Source organism: Arthrobacter sp. USHLN218, from assembly GCF_037144715.1.
Classification (GTDB): domain Bacteria; phylum Actinomycetota; class Actinomycetes; order Actinomycetales; family Micrococcaceae; genus Crystallibacter.
On the sequence record NZ_JBBCYT010000002.1, the window covers coordinates 661,393 to 675,148 of the forward strand.

Here is a 13,756-nt window from a genome sequence, read left to right on the forward strand (position 1 = left end):
GTAGGCACTGGGGCGAGCAGGACAACGCAGCCCCGGCAGCCAGGAACGATCGCGGCCGTTAGCCGCGGCAGGCCTAGGTACTCTCGACGTGCGGATAGCAGAGCGCGTGCTGCGGAGCGGCCTTCCAACAAGTGACGGGACCCCGTCCGCCAATTCAGGCGGGCGGGGTTTTGCTGTTGCCCCGATCGCCGCGGGAGAACGGTGGTCCACGGCTCGAGGCTGCTGCCTCTTTCTGCCGGTATCCGAGCATCTGAGACCGGAACGTAACCCCCGTGGCGGCGCCGGGCCATTGACAGTCGAGTGACTTGCGTCATAGATTCTCTGTAATCTGAATCACCTTTCAGGTTTTGGGGGAGACAAGCGGTTGCCCTTGGGTGGTTCAGTCTCCAGCGACTCAGCGGATCCACGACGAAAGGCATCCCGTGAAGGCTACGAAGAAGTTCCTTATGGCTGCGGCGCTCGCCACCGGTTTGGCAGTCACTTCCTGTGCGCCCAGTCCCGGCGGGGAAGGAGCCGCCGGCGCGGCCGGCCGTCCCGAAAGCGTCAATGTCGGCATCGTCTATTCCAAGACGGGTCCTCTGGCGGCCTACGGCGAGGCGTACTACGAGGGCCTGCAGGCCGGCATCGACTATGCCACCGACGGGAGCGGCGAAGTCAACGGGACCAAGCTCAACCTGACGTACCATGACGACGGCGGCGATCCGGACAAGGCGGTGACGGTCGCCAAGGACCTGATTGGCCAGGACTATAAGATCCTTGCCGGCACGGTCGTCTCCGGCATCGCCCTCAAGCTCGCCGAGCAGGCCGAGCAGAACAAGGTCCTGTACATCTCGGGCCCGGCGGCCACCGATGCCATCCAGGGCATCAATGACTACACCTTCCGGTCGGGCCGGCAGAGCCTGCAGGACGTCGCCACGGCCGGCACCTTCGTCGACGACCTCAAGGGCAAGAAGGTCCTCGTCTTCGCCCAGGACAACGCCTTCGGCCAGGGCAACCTCGCCGCCGTCGAAGCCGTGCTCGGCGCCCAGGGCGCCACTGTCGAGAAGGTGCTGGTTCCCGAGGACGCCACCGAATTCACGCCGTTCGCCCGCCAGTTGATCGACGCCAAGCCCGACCTGGTCTTCGCAGCCTGGGCCGGCGCCACTTCCGGCTCAATGTGGGAGGCGCTCAGCCAGCAGGGCGCCTTCGATGCGGCGCCCATCGTTACCGGCCTCGGCGACGCCGCCACGTTCGGCGCCTACGGAGCGGCTTCGGACAAGATCCGCTTCCTCAACCACTATTTCCCGGGCGCGGCCGGCAACGACGTGGAGAAGGCGATGATCTCCTCGGTCGAGACGGCGGGAGCCAAGCCGGACCTGTTCACCCCGGACGGTTTCGTTGCCGGCCAGATGATCGTGCGTGCGGTGGAGGAGGGCGGCAACGACGTCGACGCCATGGTCACCGCGCTGGAGGGCTTCACCTTCGAAGGCCCCAAGGGCGAGACAACGGTACGGGCCTCGGACCACGCGCTCGTCCAGGACATGTACCAGGCCAAGCTCGTCGAAAAGGACGGCGCCTGGGCGCCGGAGCTGATCAAGGTCGTCCCGGCCGGCGAGGTAGCGCCGCCGGAAACCAAGTAACCGGCCACCATCCGTCCCGGTGCGGCGGACCGCGCCTTCGACCGGCGCGGTCCGCCGCCCATGACGCCAGCACCTAGCGAAGGACTTCCATGAGCAACCCCGCCCAGCCGGCGCTCGCCGTCGACAACGTCGGCCTGCAGATTGGCGGCGCCCGGATTCTTGAGGGCGTCGGATTCTCGGTACCGCGCGGCGAAATGGTCGGCGTGATCGGCCCCAACGGCGCCGGCAAGACCACCCTGTTCAACCTGATCTCCGGCGTCCTGAGGCCCACGGCGGGCACGATCGCCATCAACGGCCAGGACGTCACTCAGATGCCCGTCCACCGCCGGGCGAAAGCCGGCCTGGGCCGCACCTTCCAGACCTCGAGCCTCTTCCCGGGGCTTACCGTGCTGGAAAACGTCCGGCTGGCCGCCCAGGCCCGGCTGGGCGGCAGCCTCTCGGTGCTTCGGTTTCCCGGGGCTTCGGACGCGGCGACCAGGACGGCGAAGGAAAATGTCGACGAGGTCGGTCTGGGTGCCAAGAGCTCGGCCCACGCGGGAGACCTCTCCCACGGCGATAAGCGCAAGGTCGAAATTGCCATGCTGCTGGCGGCGGATCCGGCGCTGATCCTGCTCGACGAGCCGATGGCCGGCGTCGCCTCCGGCGATGTGCCGGCACTGAGCGCCATTATCCGCAGGATGCACCGGGACCGGGGCTGCACCGTCATGATGGTCGAGCACCACATGGACGTGGTGCTGGGCCTCGTGGACCGGGTAGCCGTGATGCACCACGGCAGCCTGCTGGCCATCGACACGCCAGAGGCCGTGATGGCCGATCCGACCGTCCAGAGCGCCTACCTGGGGGAGCCCGTCTAATGACCAGCCAGACCACAGCCAAACCTATCCTCGACGTCGCCGGGCTGAACGCGCGCATCGGCGGCCAGCAGGTCGTCGAGGACGTCTCCTTCACCGTTCCGGCCAGCGGCATTACCGCGCTGCTGGGGCGCAACGGCGTGGGCAAAACCAGCACCATCAAGGCCCTGATCGGCCTGATCGACCGCACCGGCCGGGTGGAGCTCGACGGGCAGCGGATCGACAAGGATCCGACCTGGAAACTCATCCGCCGGGGCGTGGGCTACGTGCCCGAGGACCGCGAGGTCTTCGGCAAGCTCACGGTGGCGGAGAACCTGCGACTGGCCGAACGGGACGCGCACCCGCGGCGCGAACTCGTGGAGCAGCTCTTCCCCGACCTGGTCAAGCGTGCCGGACAGATGGCCGGAACGCTCTCGGGGGGCCAGCAGCAGATGGTGTCGCTGGCTCGTGCGCTGCTGAACGACAACAAGGTGCTGCTGATCGACGAGCCGACCAAGGGCCTGGCTCCCAAGATCGTCCAGGAGGTGGCGGAAGCGCTGGAACAGGCCGCTGCCACCGTGCCGATCCTGCTGGTGGAACAGAACCTGCAGGTGGTCCGCCGCCTGGCCGGCGATGCGGTGGTCCTGTCCGGCGGCCGGGTGGTCCATACCGGAAACGCCCTCGACTTCCTCGACGACGAGGACCTCACCCGGCGGCTGCTCGGCGTCCACGCCGACGCCGAGCAGGAAGCGCAGGATTCGGAAACTCCCGTGGCGGCCGCGGCGGCGATGTCCTCCACGCAGAAGGCGCCCTCCACGCAGGCGGCGGCGCCCGCCCCGGCGGCAGGCCCGGCACGGAAGGGAGCAGGCCTGTGAGCACCGTGATCCTTCTCCTCGTGACCGGGCTCGGCCTCGGCGCGCTGTACTTCCTCGTCGCCTCCGGACTCTCCCTTATCTACGGGCTGATGGGCGTGCTGAACTTCGCCCACGGGTCCTTCCTGACGCTGGGCGCCTTCGCCGGCTGGGAGGTCGCCCGACGCACGGGAGCCGACAGTTGGTTCTCCTTCCTGGTCTCCATCCTGATCGGCGCCGCCGTGGGAGCGCTCTTCGCGGCCTTCACCGAACTGGTCCTCATCCGCCGGCTGTACGAGCGGCATATCGAGCAGGTGCTCATCACCGTCGGCCTCTCGCTGGCCACCGTGGCGCTGTTCGAAGGCATCTGGGGAACGGACCCCGTCTTCATCGACGGCCCGGCCTGGTTCAGCCAGACCACCAACCTGCTCGGCGCGCAGATCCCGAACGACCGCTTCATCTCGATCATCGCCGCCGCCCTGGTGCTGCTGGGCATGGTGCTCTTCCTCAAGCGCACCCGCTACGGCATGATCATCCGCGCCGGCGTCGAGAACCGGTCCATGGTGACCGCCCTCGGTATCGACGTGCGCAAGGCCTTTACCCTGGTCTTCACCATCGGCGGCGCGGCGGCCGGCCTGGGCGGCGTCCTGGCGTCGCACTACTTCGGCTACGTCTCGCCCTTGCTCGGCGGCTCGCTGCTGATCTTCGCGTTCATTGTCACGGTGATCGGCGGGCTGGGCTCGCTGACCGGAGCCGCGGTGGCCTCCGTCGCCGTGGCGCTGCTGCAGCAGTTCGCGAACTTCTACCTCTTCGGAACCGGCGATTTCGTCGTCGTTATTGCCCTGGCCCTTGTCCTGCTCTTCCGTCCCTCCGGACTCCTTGGGAGAAAATCATGACCACGAGCGAGACCGATACCCAGCACCCGACTCCGGAAACGGGGGACGCCGCGGCCCGGATGGAGTCCGCGTACGACGGCGGCGCCTCCGCCCGCTCGGGGGCCGCCTCCGCGGCGGGACGCGGAGGAAGGCGCGGCGGCGCGAAGGCCCTGGCGAAGTGGGGGATCGGCGGGGCGGCGGTGGCCCTGCTGGGCCTGCTGCCGCTGCTCAACCTGTCGCTGCCGGGCGTGCTGCCCGGCCCCACGTACACGCCGGGATCGCTGCACCTGATGGCGATGTGCATGCTGATGGCCGCCGCCGCGCTGAGCTACCACATGCTGCTCGGCGTCGCAGGCCTGCTCTCGTTCGGCCATGCCCTGTACTTCGGCGCCGGCGTCTACGGGCTGGCCATCATCCTCGACAACCTGGACATCCCGCTGCTGCCGGCGATGGGCCTGACCCTGCTCCTGGTGATCGTGCTCGCCCACGTCGTCGGCGCGGTCAGCCTCCGCGTGGCGGGGATTCCCTTCGCGATGGTGACGCTGGCATTCGCGGAAGCAGGTTCGGTGCTTGTCGGCCGCAACCCGGGCGGGGCGAGCGGCGGCGAGGAAGGACTCGCGCTGGCCACGGGCAGCCTCCCGGACTTCCTGGTCGGCGTGGTCAATACCCGCAACCTCTACTGGTTGGCCCTGGTGGTGCTGGTGCTCGTCTTCGCCATCGTCACCTGGGTGCAGTACAGCCGCGCCGGCCACGTCGCTGCTGCCGTGCGCGAGAACGAACTGCGGGTGCGGGTGATCGGGCTGCAGCCCTACCTGATCAAGCTGCTGGTCTTCGTCGTCGGCGGCGTGCTCGCCTCGCTGGTGGGCATGGTCTACCTCCTGCTGCAGTCCGGGGCGGTCCCGCGGAGCGTCTCGGCGGACTTCACCATCACGCTCCTGGTCATGGTGGTCCTGGGCGGTGTCGGCTCGCGTTGGGGCGCCATCGTGGGCGGCGTCTTCTACACGCTGCTGGACCAGCGGCTGACCTCGCTCGCCAACTCCGATGCCATCGCGGGCCTGCCGGACTTCCTGAGGATCCCGCTCTCGGAACCGCTGTTCATCCTGGGCACCCTGTTCATCCTTGTGGTGCTCTTCCTGCCGGGCGGCCTCACCGGAGCCGCCGGCCGGCTCGGCCGCGGCCGCCGGGCCAGGGCCGGCCAGGCGGACAAGGCCCGTGCCGTGCTGGAGGATGCCGCGTGACGGCCCGGCCCGAGGACGGGCTGCACACTCTGGGGCGCTGGACATCGGACCGGGCTTCCTCGACGCCGGGCCGCGTGGCCATCGACGACCGCGGCGTGACCCTGGCCTACCGGGACCTGGACCGCCGGGCCGCCGCGCTCGCCGCCGCATTCCGGGCCGCGGGCTACGCCATCGGCGATCGGATCGCCACGGTGACGGGAAACTCGGCGGACCACGTGGTGCTGTTCTTCGCCTGCGCCAAAGCGGGGCTGGTGCTCGTCCCGCTGTCCTGGCGGCTCTCGCCGCCGGAGCTGGCGGACCAGTTGGAGCACGCCGACCCGGCGCTTGTCCTGGTGGAGCACGAGTTCGACGCCCTGGCGGCCGCCGCCCTGGCGCGGCTGGCTGAGGCCGCGCGGACGGCGCCGCTCGGCCCGGCCGGGGTGGAGGCACACGTCCCGCCGCCGACCCGCCGCAGCGCCCACGCCCCGGAACCGCGGGAAGTGCACGACGGCGACGCCCTGCTGATGGTGTTCACCTCCGGTACGGAGGGGCGCAGCAAGGCGGCCGTGCTGACGCACGCCAACTGCTTCTGGACGAACCTCTCGCTCTCGCGCACCGCGGAACTGAACAGCAACGACGTCGTACTCTCGGTCCTGCCGCAGTTCCACGTGGGCGGGTGGAACATCCAGCCGCTGCTGGCCTGGTGGACCGGGGCCACCGTCGTGCTCGAGCGCTCCTTCGACGCCGGACGGGTCCTGCAGCTGATCACGGAACGGCGCGTGACCACGCTGATGGGTGTGCCGACGCACTACCTGATGCTGGCCGAGCACCCGGACTTCGCCGCCACCGATTTGTCCACCCTGTCCCACGCGATCGTCGGCGGCGCGTCCATGCCGGCGGCGCTGCTGCGGATCTGGCACCGCAGGGGAGTGGCGCTGAGCCAGGGCTACGGGCTGACCGAGGCGTCGCCGAACGTGCTCTGCCTGCCCAACGAGGACGCCGCCTCGATGCTCGGCTACGCGGGCAAGCCGTATCCGCATGTCGATGTCGCGGTGGCTGATCCGGCCACCGGGCGGCTGCTCGAGGGCGCCGCCACGGGAGAACTCCGGGTCCGCGGGCCGGGCGTCTTCGCAGGATACTTCCGCGACCCGCAGGCCACCGCGGCCGCGCTCGCGGGCGGCTGGCTGCACACCGGAGACCTCGTCGAACGCAACTGTGACGGCTTCATCCGCGTGGTCGACCGGCTCAAGGACATCTACATCTCGGGCGGCGAGAACGTGGCGCCGGCCCAGGTCGAGGCCGTGCTGCTGGAGCACCCGGCCGTCGCGGAGGCCGCCGTCGTCGGCGAGCCGCATGAACGCTGGGGCGAGACCGGGGCGGCCTACGTCGTGGTCCGGCAGGGGAGGGTGACCGACGAAGAGGAATTGCTGGAACATTGTGGGCAACACCTGGCGCGGTTCAAGGTGCCCGGCCGCATCGAATTCGTCTCCCGGCTGCCGCGGACCGCGCTCAACAAGGTGGCGCGCAGCCGGCTGCGGCAACGGGCCGCGGGGCAGGCGCTGGAAGGATCGGAGGTCCGCACATGAGCACGGCACCCAGGACGGCCCGGGGTACGCGAACCCGGGGGAAGCTGCTGCAGGCCGCGGAAACGGTCTTCGCGTCGGTGGGATACCACGACGCCTCGATCGTGAAGATCACGGAAGAGGCCGACGTCGGACTGGGCACCTTCTACCTGTATTTCTCCGGCAAGCAGGAGATTTTCGACGAGGTGGTCGAGGACCTCAACCGGCGCGTCCGGCACGCCATGACCGAGGCGGCCCGCGAGGCAGGCAACCGGTTGCAGGCCGAGCGCGCCGGCTTCCGCGCGTTCTTCCGGTTCACCGCCGAACATCCGGCGCTGTACCGGATCGTCCGGCAGGCGGAATTCGTCTCGCCCGGGGCGCTGCGGATGCACTACACCCGGATCGTCAACGGCTACATCGAGGGGCTCAAGCACGCCCAGGCCGAGGGCGAGGTACGGCCGATGGACCCGACGGTGGCCGCGTGGGCGCTGATGGGGATCGGCGAATTGATCGGGATGCGCTGGGTGCTGTGGGACGAGGAGGGCCCCGGGCCGGGGAAGGCGCCGCGGCCGGACGTGCCGGAGGAAGTCTTCGAGGAAATGATGCAGTTCATCGAGCGTGCCCTGGCACCGGGGCCCGGTCCGCTGACGGAAGGAACGGCGAATGAGTGAGCACACTACCTGCGGCTACCGGACGGCGGATGTCCCCGTGCGCGGCGGGGCGCTGCGCTGCGGCGTCTGGGGCCCGGAAGATCCGGCCGCTCCCGTCCTGCTGGCCGTCCACGGGGTGACCGCATCCCACAAGACCTGGGGGCTGGTGGCCGCCCGGCTGCCGGAGGTTCGGATCATCGCACCGGACCTGCGCGGGCGCGGCCGCAGCAACGGCCTGCCGGGCCCGTACGGAATGGCCGCCCACGCGGCAGACCTGGCGGCCGTCCTGCGCGCGTTCGAGGTGGAGTCGGCGGTGGTGGCCGGCCATTCCATGGGCGCGTTCGTTTCCGTGGTGCTGGCCCACCGGTACCCGCAGGCGGTGCGCTCGCTGATCCTCATCGACGGCGGCCTGCCGCTGCAGGTCCCGCCCGGCCTGAGCGACGACGAGGTCATTGAGGCGGTGCTCGGACCCGCGGCCGAGCGGCTCGGCACGCGCTACGCGAGCCGGGAGGCGTACCGAAGCTTTTGGAAGCAGCATCCGGCGTTCGCACGGAACTGGAATCCGCTGGTGGAGGAGTACGTCGATTACGACCTCGCGGGCGAAGAGCCCGGGCTCCGGCCGGCCACTCGTTTCGAGGCAATGCGCCAGGACACGGCGGACCTGAACCGCGGTCCGGACCTGAGGGCGGCCCTCGCAGCGCTGGTCGTCCCCGCCCTGCTGCTTCGGGCGCCCCGCGGCCTGATGGACGAGCCGGCCGGCCTCTACACGCAGGCCCATGCGCGCCGCTGGGAACAGCAACTCGAACGGCTTGACGTCCGGGACGTTCCGGACGTCAACCACTACACGATCGTGATGGATGCCCCGGGAGCCGGCGTGGTGGCCGGCGCGGTTGCCGCGGCGCTCGTGCCGCCGCCGGACATGCCCGCGGAGCCCCGAGGGCCGTCGCCAGCTGCCGCGCCGGCGGGGCCCCGCTAACGGTCGGCCCCTGCAGGTCCCTCCATGCCTTCCCCGTACAGCGGCCAGTAGTTATCCTGACCCTGTGGCAGCCGGCCTGAAGGACGGTCTCGTACGTCCGGGCCGGTTCCGGGGGCTACCGGAACCGCTCCGGACCCTCTGCTGCGCGGTTTGGTTAAACGACACGCCCGGCCCTGATCTGCAGGCAAATCCCAAGAAATCGCGCATATAGTCAAAAAGCCGATGGTTCTTCCCCCGAGCAGAAGCCCATCCTTCGGTACATAGTGGGCAGAAGTAGTCATGATCCGATTCGACAACGTCACCAAGGTCTACGACCAGAACTCCCGTCCGGCTCTGGACAGGGTGTCGCTGGAAGTCGACCGCGGGGACTTCGTCTTCCTGGTCGGTCCCTCGGGATCGGGCAAATCCACGTTCATCCGGCTGGTCCTGAAGGAGGACCGGGCCACGCGCGGCTCCGTCTACGTGGCCGGCCAGAACGTCGCCAACATCCACAGCTGGCGCGTGCCCAAGCTGCGCCGCGGGATCGGCGTCGTCTTCCAGGACTTCCGGCTGCTGCCGAACAAGACGGTCGCGGCAAACGTCGCGTTCGCCATGCAGGTCATCGGGAAGAGCCGGGCGGTGATCCGGGAAACCGTGCCCGAGGTCCTCAAGACCGTGGGCCTGGACGGCAAGGACCACCGCATGCCGCACGAACTCTCCGGCGGTGAGCAGCAGCGCGTCGCCATTGCCCGCGCCGTGGTCAACAAGCCGGGCATCCTGCTGGCGGACGAGCCCACCGGAAACCTGGACCCCGCGACGTCCATGGGCATCATGAAGGTCCTGGACCGGATCAACCAGAACGGAACCACGGTCGTCATGGCCACCCACGACAACGTCATCGTGAACGATTGGCGCAAGCGCGTCATCGAGCTCAAGGACGGCAGGGTGGTCCGGGACGAAGCCGAGGGTATCTACGCCGGAGCCCAGGGGGAAGCCGAATGAGACTGGCATTCATCCTCGGCGAGATCGGTTCGGGCCTGAGGCGCAACCTGGCGATGGTCACCTCGGTCATCCTGGTGACCTTCATTTCGCTGACCTTCGTGGGAGCTGCGGGCATGCTGCAGCTGCAGATCAACCAGATGAAGGGTTTCTGGTACGACAAGGTCCAGGTTGCCGTGTTCCTCTGCGTGGATACGTCGACGGCGGCGACCTGTGCTTCCGGTCCGGTCACCGACGAGCAGCGTAGCGAGATCGAGAGCACCCTGAAGAGCCCGGCGGTCACGCAGTACGTGGACAACTATGTCTACGAGTCGCAGGATGACGCACTGGGGCACTTCAAGGAGCAGTTCGCCAACTCGCCGATCGTGGACTCCGTAACCGCGGACCAGCTGCCGGAGTCCTTCCGGGTCAGCCTGGTGGACCCGGAGAAGTACGAAGTCATCAACGAGATCTTCTCGTCGCTGCCCGGCGTCGAGGTCGTGGTCGACCAGCGGGAAATCCTCGAACGGGTCTTCAACGTCATGAACGCCGCGTCGCTGGTAGCCGTGGGCATCGCCGCCATCATGATCGTCTGCGCCATCCTGCTGATTGCGACCACCATCCGGCTCTCGGCGTTCAGCCGGCGCCGGGAAACCGGCATCATGCGCCTCGTCGGGGCGTCCAAAGCCGTCATCCAGCTGCCGTTCATCCTGGAAGGCGTCATCGCGGCGATGATCGGAGCCGTGCTGGCCTCGGTGACGCTGTGGGCGGTCGCCCGCTTCTTTATCGGCGACTGGCTGGCCCGTGAATATCCGGACACTGCCTTCATCTCCGAGTCTTCAGTACTGCTGATTGCCCCCATGCTGATCCTGTTGGGAGCAGTGCTGGCCGGCGTCTCCTCGCTCCTGACCCTACGTCGCTACCTGAAGGTCTAAAATCATGTCACTCGAGCACAACAACAGGTTGGGGAACCGGATCGTGGAGCGCAGGGGGCGGCGAACGTGCTTGCCGCAGGGGGTGATCAGCGCCGCCCTGGCCGCGTTCCTGGCGTTTTCCCTGGGGGCTGCAGGTCCGGTGCAGGCCGACGAACTCGACGACCGCGCGGCGGACCTCAAGCAAGAGGTCGCCCAGGTCGAGGAATCCCTCGAGTTCCTTGACGCGGACATCATCAAGACGGTCACTCGGCTCAAGGAGTACCAGGGCAAGCTCCCTGCGGCCCAGGAGAAGCTCGCCGCAGCCCAGGGGCGCGTCGAAGAAGCTGCCGGCAAAGTAGCGGCCTTGGCGCAGCGCGTGGACATGGCCCTGCAGACCAAGGACAGCATCACGCGGCAAATGGAGACCGACGCGGCCGAGCTCAAGGACACGAAGAAGGTGATCGGGCAGATAGCCACCCAGGCCTACAAGCAGGGCGGCGTCCCGTCGAACCTCCAGCTGTTCCTCGGTTCGGAGGGCAGCTCGGGCCTGAGCGACTTCGGGTTGGCCAACCAGGCCCTGCGGAGCCAGAATGCCGCGCTGGACAAGCTGTCGCAGCAGAACGCGACCAACGTCAACTCCGAGGCGCGCCTGGAAGCCGTAGAGCAGGAAATCCGGGACCTCAAGGCGCAGGCCGAGGATGCCCTGGCCGCCGAGCAGGAGGCCCGCGACGCAGCGGCGGCGGAGAAGGAAAAGGTCGACAACCTGATCGCCGAAACCTCGGCGCTCTCCGACCAGCTGCAGGCCCGCAAGCCGCAGATCCAGAAGCAGCTGGCGCAGGTCCAGGAGGAGCAGCAGCAGGTCCAGGGCGAAATCGCCGAACGCCAGGAGCGGCTCCGCCGGGAGGCTGCCGAGCGCAAGCGCAAGGAGGAAGCCGAGCGCAAGGCCGCCCAGGCCGCCTGGGAGCGGGAACAGGCGCGAATCAAGGCAGCCCGCCAGTCCGCCGCGTCGGCCGGCCGGCCTGTGCCACAGATCGTTCCCACGGTGGAGCCACCGGCGCCCGCCGCCTCCGAGCCCTCCTCTTTCGGCCTGGTTTATCCTGTCGCAGGCAGCGTGACCTCCGGCTACGGCTGGCGTGCGACGCCGGCCGGCACGATCGACTTCGGCGGCAGCGGCGGCTACATGCACACCGGCATCGACTTCGGTTCGGCCTGCGGTACTCCCGTGACCGCTCCTGCCAGCGGAACTGTCGCGACGGCGGGCTGGGGCGGTGCCGCCGGCAACATGGTGATCATCAGCCACGGTGTGGTCGGCGGGAATGCGCTGGACACCAGCTACTTCCACCTGACCCGATCGATCGTCTCCGCCGGACAGTCGGTGGGCCAGGGCCAGGTCATCGGCTACGTCGGCACGACCGGCAATTCCACCGGCTGCCACCTGCACTTCGAGACCACGCTGAACGGCTCCCTCGTCAATCCGATGGGGCTGCTGTAGCACCCGCAGTTATACTGGTTCTTTTGATACCCAGGAAGGAGTCGCCGTCGTGCCCAAAGAAAGTGGCCGTAAGGTAGTGGCCACCAATCGGAAGGCCCGGCATGACTACCTCGTCCTCGACACCTACGAAGCCGGCATGGCGCTGATGGGAACCGAGGTGAAATCCCTGCGCGAGGGGCGCGCGTCGCTGGTGGACGGCTTCGCGACGTTCTACAACGACGAGCTGTACCTCGAGAACGTCTACATTCCCGAGTACCTGAACGGCAGCTGGACCAACCACAGTGCGCGGCGCCGGCGCAAGCTGTTGCTGCACCGCGAAGAACTCAACAAGATCTCGCAGAAGACACGGGAATCCGGCTTTACCCTCGTGCCGCTCCAGCTCTACTTCCTGGACGGGCGCGCGAAGGTGGAAATCGCCGTCGCACGCGGTAAGAAGGACTACGACAAGCGCCAGACGCTGCGCGAACAGCAGGACAAGCGCGAGGCCCTGCGCGCGATGCGCGAACGCAACCGCTGATCCGCACCCAACCTAGTCCGCGCCGGCGATCAACTCGTCGCGCAGCAGCTGCTGCCATCCTGCGAAACCGCCCTCCTCGTGGGCCCGCCGCTGGCGCTCGGCGCCATTGCCTTCGCGCTTGATGCGGGCCAGGCCGCAACGGACGAACTCCTCATCCCCGTGTGCGGACAGTGCGCCGGAAACGTGCTCCAGCAGCCTGCCGAACTGGTCATGCGCGGGTATGAGCCGCGCGGTCTCCAGGTCGATCAGCTCTCCGGCGAGGCCGTGACGTGCCGCCTGCCAGAGGGCGATGTCCAGATGCTCCGGCTGAGGCTGCCGCACCGGAGGCTCACCGGCCATCGCCGCGCTCAGTTCGGTAGCGGCGAGGGCCCGGAACACGCAGGCCGCCAGCAGCGTGTGCCGGGCCGAGAGCTGGCTGTCCGCGCCGCGCCATTCGACGGTGGGGTAGTTCGCCGACGGCCGCATGAGCCACGAGACGTACCCCGGATCGGCCGCCACGCCCGACTCGAGCAGCTGCTGCAGCCTGCGCCGGTAGTCCGCGGCGTCCGCGAATACCGGGGGACAGCCCTGGATCGGCCACCGCCGGTACAGGATGGTGCGCCAGCTGGCGAAGCCGCTGTCACGGCCGTACCAGAACGGCGAATTCGCGGCGATCGCGGTGAGCGTGGGTATCCACGGCCGGCACCGGTTCATGACTTGGATGCGCAGCTCCGGGTCCTCGATCTCGGCGTGGACGTGCAGGCCGGTGACGTACTCGTCGGCGACGACGGCGGGAGCGTTGCTGGCGACCTTCAGGTACCGCGGCGTATCCGTCACCTTTGCGGGCACCTGCGAGGCGTTGTAGACGACGCCGATGCCCGCCGGCTCTGCGCCTGATTCACCGGCCGCGCGGGCGAGCGCACGGCGCATGGTAACGAGTGCGGCGGCCGCCTCGGAGCGGTCCGCACAGGGGAAGGTGGCCAGCTCGATCTGGCAGTCGAGCAATTCGGCGGAAACCTTGAAGAGCGGATGGTCCTGCTGCCCCAGCCTGGTCCTCAGCGCCGGCGCCATCGGCCGCGGCTCGCTGCTGACCGGATCGACCAGGAGGAATTCTTCTTCGATCCCGAACAGCACCATGGGCACCTCCTGGCCTATGAGGGGAGGCTTCCTTACCTCCAACCCCTGTGTAGAGACTAGTTCAGTGCGGCCGCCTCCGCACCGCCAGTCCCGCTCCCGCCCGGCCGGAAACATCGCCCGGGAATGGATCAGCGCGGAATGTGGTTACAATGGTAGTCCGCATCGATGGTGCGGTTTGGT

The 13,756-nt window shown here is 68.5% G+C and carries 13 protein-coding genes; 12 read left to right on the forward strand and 1 reads right to left on the reverse strand.

What is annotated here, in order from left to right; translation table 11 throughout:
- Nucleotides 1–422: 422 nt before the first annotated feature.
- The 12 genes from WFH44_RS06755 to smpB all read left to right on the forward strand — a co-directional run bounded on the left by WFH44_RS06755 (nt 423) and on the right by smpB (nt 12,460).
- Nucleotides 423–1,619: a substrate-binding domain-containing protein gene (locus tag WFH44_RS06755; RefSeq protein WP_442892878.1), complete on the forward strand. Its 1,197-nt coding sequence runs from the start codon at nt 423–425 to the stop codon at nt 1,617–1,619.
- 89 nt (nt 1,620–1,708) lie between these two features.
- Nucleotides 1,709–2,473 (forward strand): ABC transporter ATP-binding protein, encoded by a 765-nt coding sequence (locus tag WFH44_RS06760; protein ID WP_336712705.1) that lies wholly within the window; start codon nt 1,709–1,711, stop codon nt 2,471–2,473.
- Entirely contained in the window at nt 2,473–3,324 is an 852-nt protein-coding gene (locus WFH44_RS06765) for an ABC transporter ATP-binding protein (protein WP_336712707.1), read from the forward strand. The genes WFH44_RS06760 and WFH44_RS06765 overlap by 1 nt, the downstream gene beginning before the upstream one ends.
- Nucleotides 3,321–4,196, forward strand: coding sequence for a branched-chain amino acid ABC transporter permease (locus tag WFH44_RS06770; protein WP_336712709.1), 876 nt, complete (start codon nt 3,321–3,323; stop codon nt 4,194–4,196). The genes WFH44_RS06765 and WFH44_RS06770 overlap by 4 nt, the downstream gene beginning before the upstream one ends.
- Nucleotides 4,193–5,413, forward strand: a complete 1,221-nt coding sequence (locus tag WFH44_RS06775) for a branched-chain amino acid ABC transporter permease (RefSeq protein ID WP_336712711.1) — start codon at nt 4,193–4,195, stop codon at nt 5,411–5,413. Before WFH44_RS06770 ends, WFH44_RS06775 begins: the two co-directional genes overlap by 4 nt.
- Entirely contained in the window at nt 5,410–6,978 is a 1,569-nt protein-coding gene (locus WFH44_RS06780; RefSeq protein ID WP_336712713.1) for an AMP-binding protein, read from the forward strand. Before WFH44_RS06775 ends, WFH44_RS06780 begins: the two co-directional genes overlap by 4 nt.
- On the forward strand, nt 6,975–7,625 hold the full coding sequence (locus WFH44_RS06785) for a TetR/AcrR family transcriptional regulator (protein ID WP_336712714.1): 651 nt from the start codon (nt 6,975–6,977) through the stop codon (nt 7,623–7,625). Before WFH44_RS06780 ends, WFH44_RS06785 begins: the two co-directional genes overlap by 4 nt.
- On the forward strand, nt 7,618–8,580 hold the full coding sequence (locus tag WFH44_RS06790; RefSeq protein ID WP_336712715.1) for an alpha/beta fold hydrolase: 963 nt from the start codon (nt 7,618–7,620) through the stop codon (nt 8,578–8,580). Before WFH44_RS06785 ends, WFH44_RS06790 begins: the two co-directional genes overlap by 8 nt.
- A 279-nt stretch (nt 8,581–8,859) precedes the next feature.
- A complete protein-coding gene (gene ftsE / locus WFH44_RS06795; protein ID WP_336712716.1) occupies nt 8,860–9,561 on the forward strand; it encodes a cell division ATP-binding protein FtsE in 702 nt (233 codons plus the stop codon).
- Complete coding sequence (gene ftsX / locus WFH44_RS06800) at nt 9,558–10,472, forward strand: permease-like cell division protein FtsX (protein ID WP_336712718.1); 915 nt, start codon at nt 9,558–9,560, stop codon at nt 10,470–10,472. Before ftsE ends, ftsX begins: the two co-directional genes overlap by 4 nt.
- A 4-nt stretch (nt 10,473–10,476) precedes the next feature.
- A complete protein-coding gene (locus WFH44_RS06805) occupies nt 10,477–11,943 on the forward strand; it encodes a peptidoglycan DD-metalloendopeptidase family protein (protein WP_336712719.1) in 1,467 nt (488 codons plus the stop codon).
- 49 nt (nt 11,944–11,992) lie between these two features.
- Nucleotides 11,993–12,460, forward strand: coding sequence for an SsrA-binding protein SmpB (smpB, locus tag WFH44_RS06810; protein WP_262105409.1), 468 nt, complete (start codon nt 11,993–11,995; stop codon nt 12,458–12,460).
- A gap of 12 nt (nt 12,461–12,472) precedes the next feature.
- On the opposite strand, the gene WFH44_RS06815 is transcribed toward smpB, so the two are convergent.
- Nucleotides 12,473–13,576: a carboxylate-amine ligase gene (locus tag WFH44_RS06815; protein ID WP_336712720.1), complete on the reverse strand. Its 1,104-nt coding sequence runs from the start codon at nt 13,574–13,576 to the stop codon at nt 12,473–12,475.
- Nucleotides 13,577–13,756 lie beyond the last annotated feature (180 nt).

What these genes read in the sequence shown, in the direction of transcription:
- WFH44_RS06760 (WP_336712705.1), top strand. Translation starts at nt 1,709, where the DNA reads ATGAGCAACCCCGCCCAGCCGGCGCTCGCCGTCGACAACGTCGGCCTG.
- WFH44_RS06765 (WP_336712707.1), top strand. Translation starts at nt 2,473, where the DNA reads ATGACCAGCCAGACCACAGCCAAACCTATCCTCGACGTCGCCGGGCTG.
- WFH44_RS06775 (WP_336712711.1), top strand. Translation starts at nt 4,193, where the DNA reads ATGACCACGAGCGAGACCGATACCCAGCACCCGACTCCGGAAACGGGG.
- WFH44_RS06785 (WP_336712714.1), top strand. Translation starts at nt 6,975, where the DNA reads ATGAGCACGGCACCCAGGACGGCCCGGGGTACGCGAACCCGGGGGAAG.
- WFH44_RS06790 (WP_336712715.1), top strand. Translation starts at nt 7,618, where the DNA reads ATGAGTGAGCACACTACCTGCGGCTACCGGACGGCGGATGTCCCCGTG.
- ftsE (WP_336712716.1), top strand. Translation starts at nt 8,860, where the DNA reads ATGATCCGATTCGACAACGTCACCAAGGTCTACGACCAGAACTCCCGT.
- ftsX (WP_336712718.1), top strand. Translation starts at nt 9,558, where the DNA reads ATGAGACTGGCATTCATCCTCGGCGAGATCGGTTCGGGCCTGAGGCGC.
- WFH44_RS06805 (WP_336712719.1), top strand. Translation starts at nt 10,477, where the DNA reads ATGTCACTCGAGCACAACAACAGGTTGGGGAACCGGATCGTGGAGCGC.
- WFH44_RS06815 (WP_336712720.1), bottom strand. Translation starts at nt 13,576, where the DNA reads ATGGTGCTGTTCGGGATCGAAGAAGAATTCCTCCTGGTCGATCCGGTC.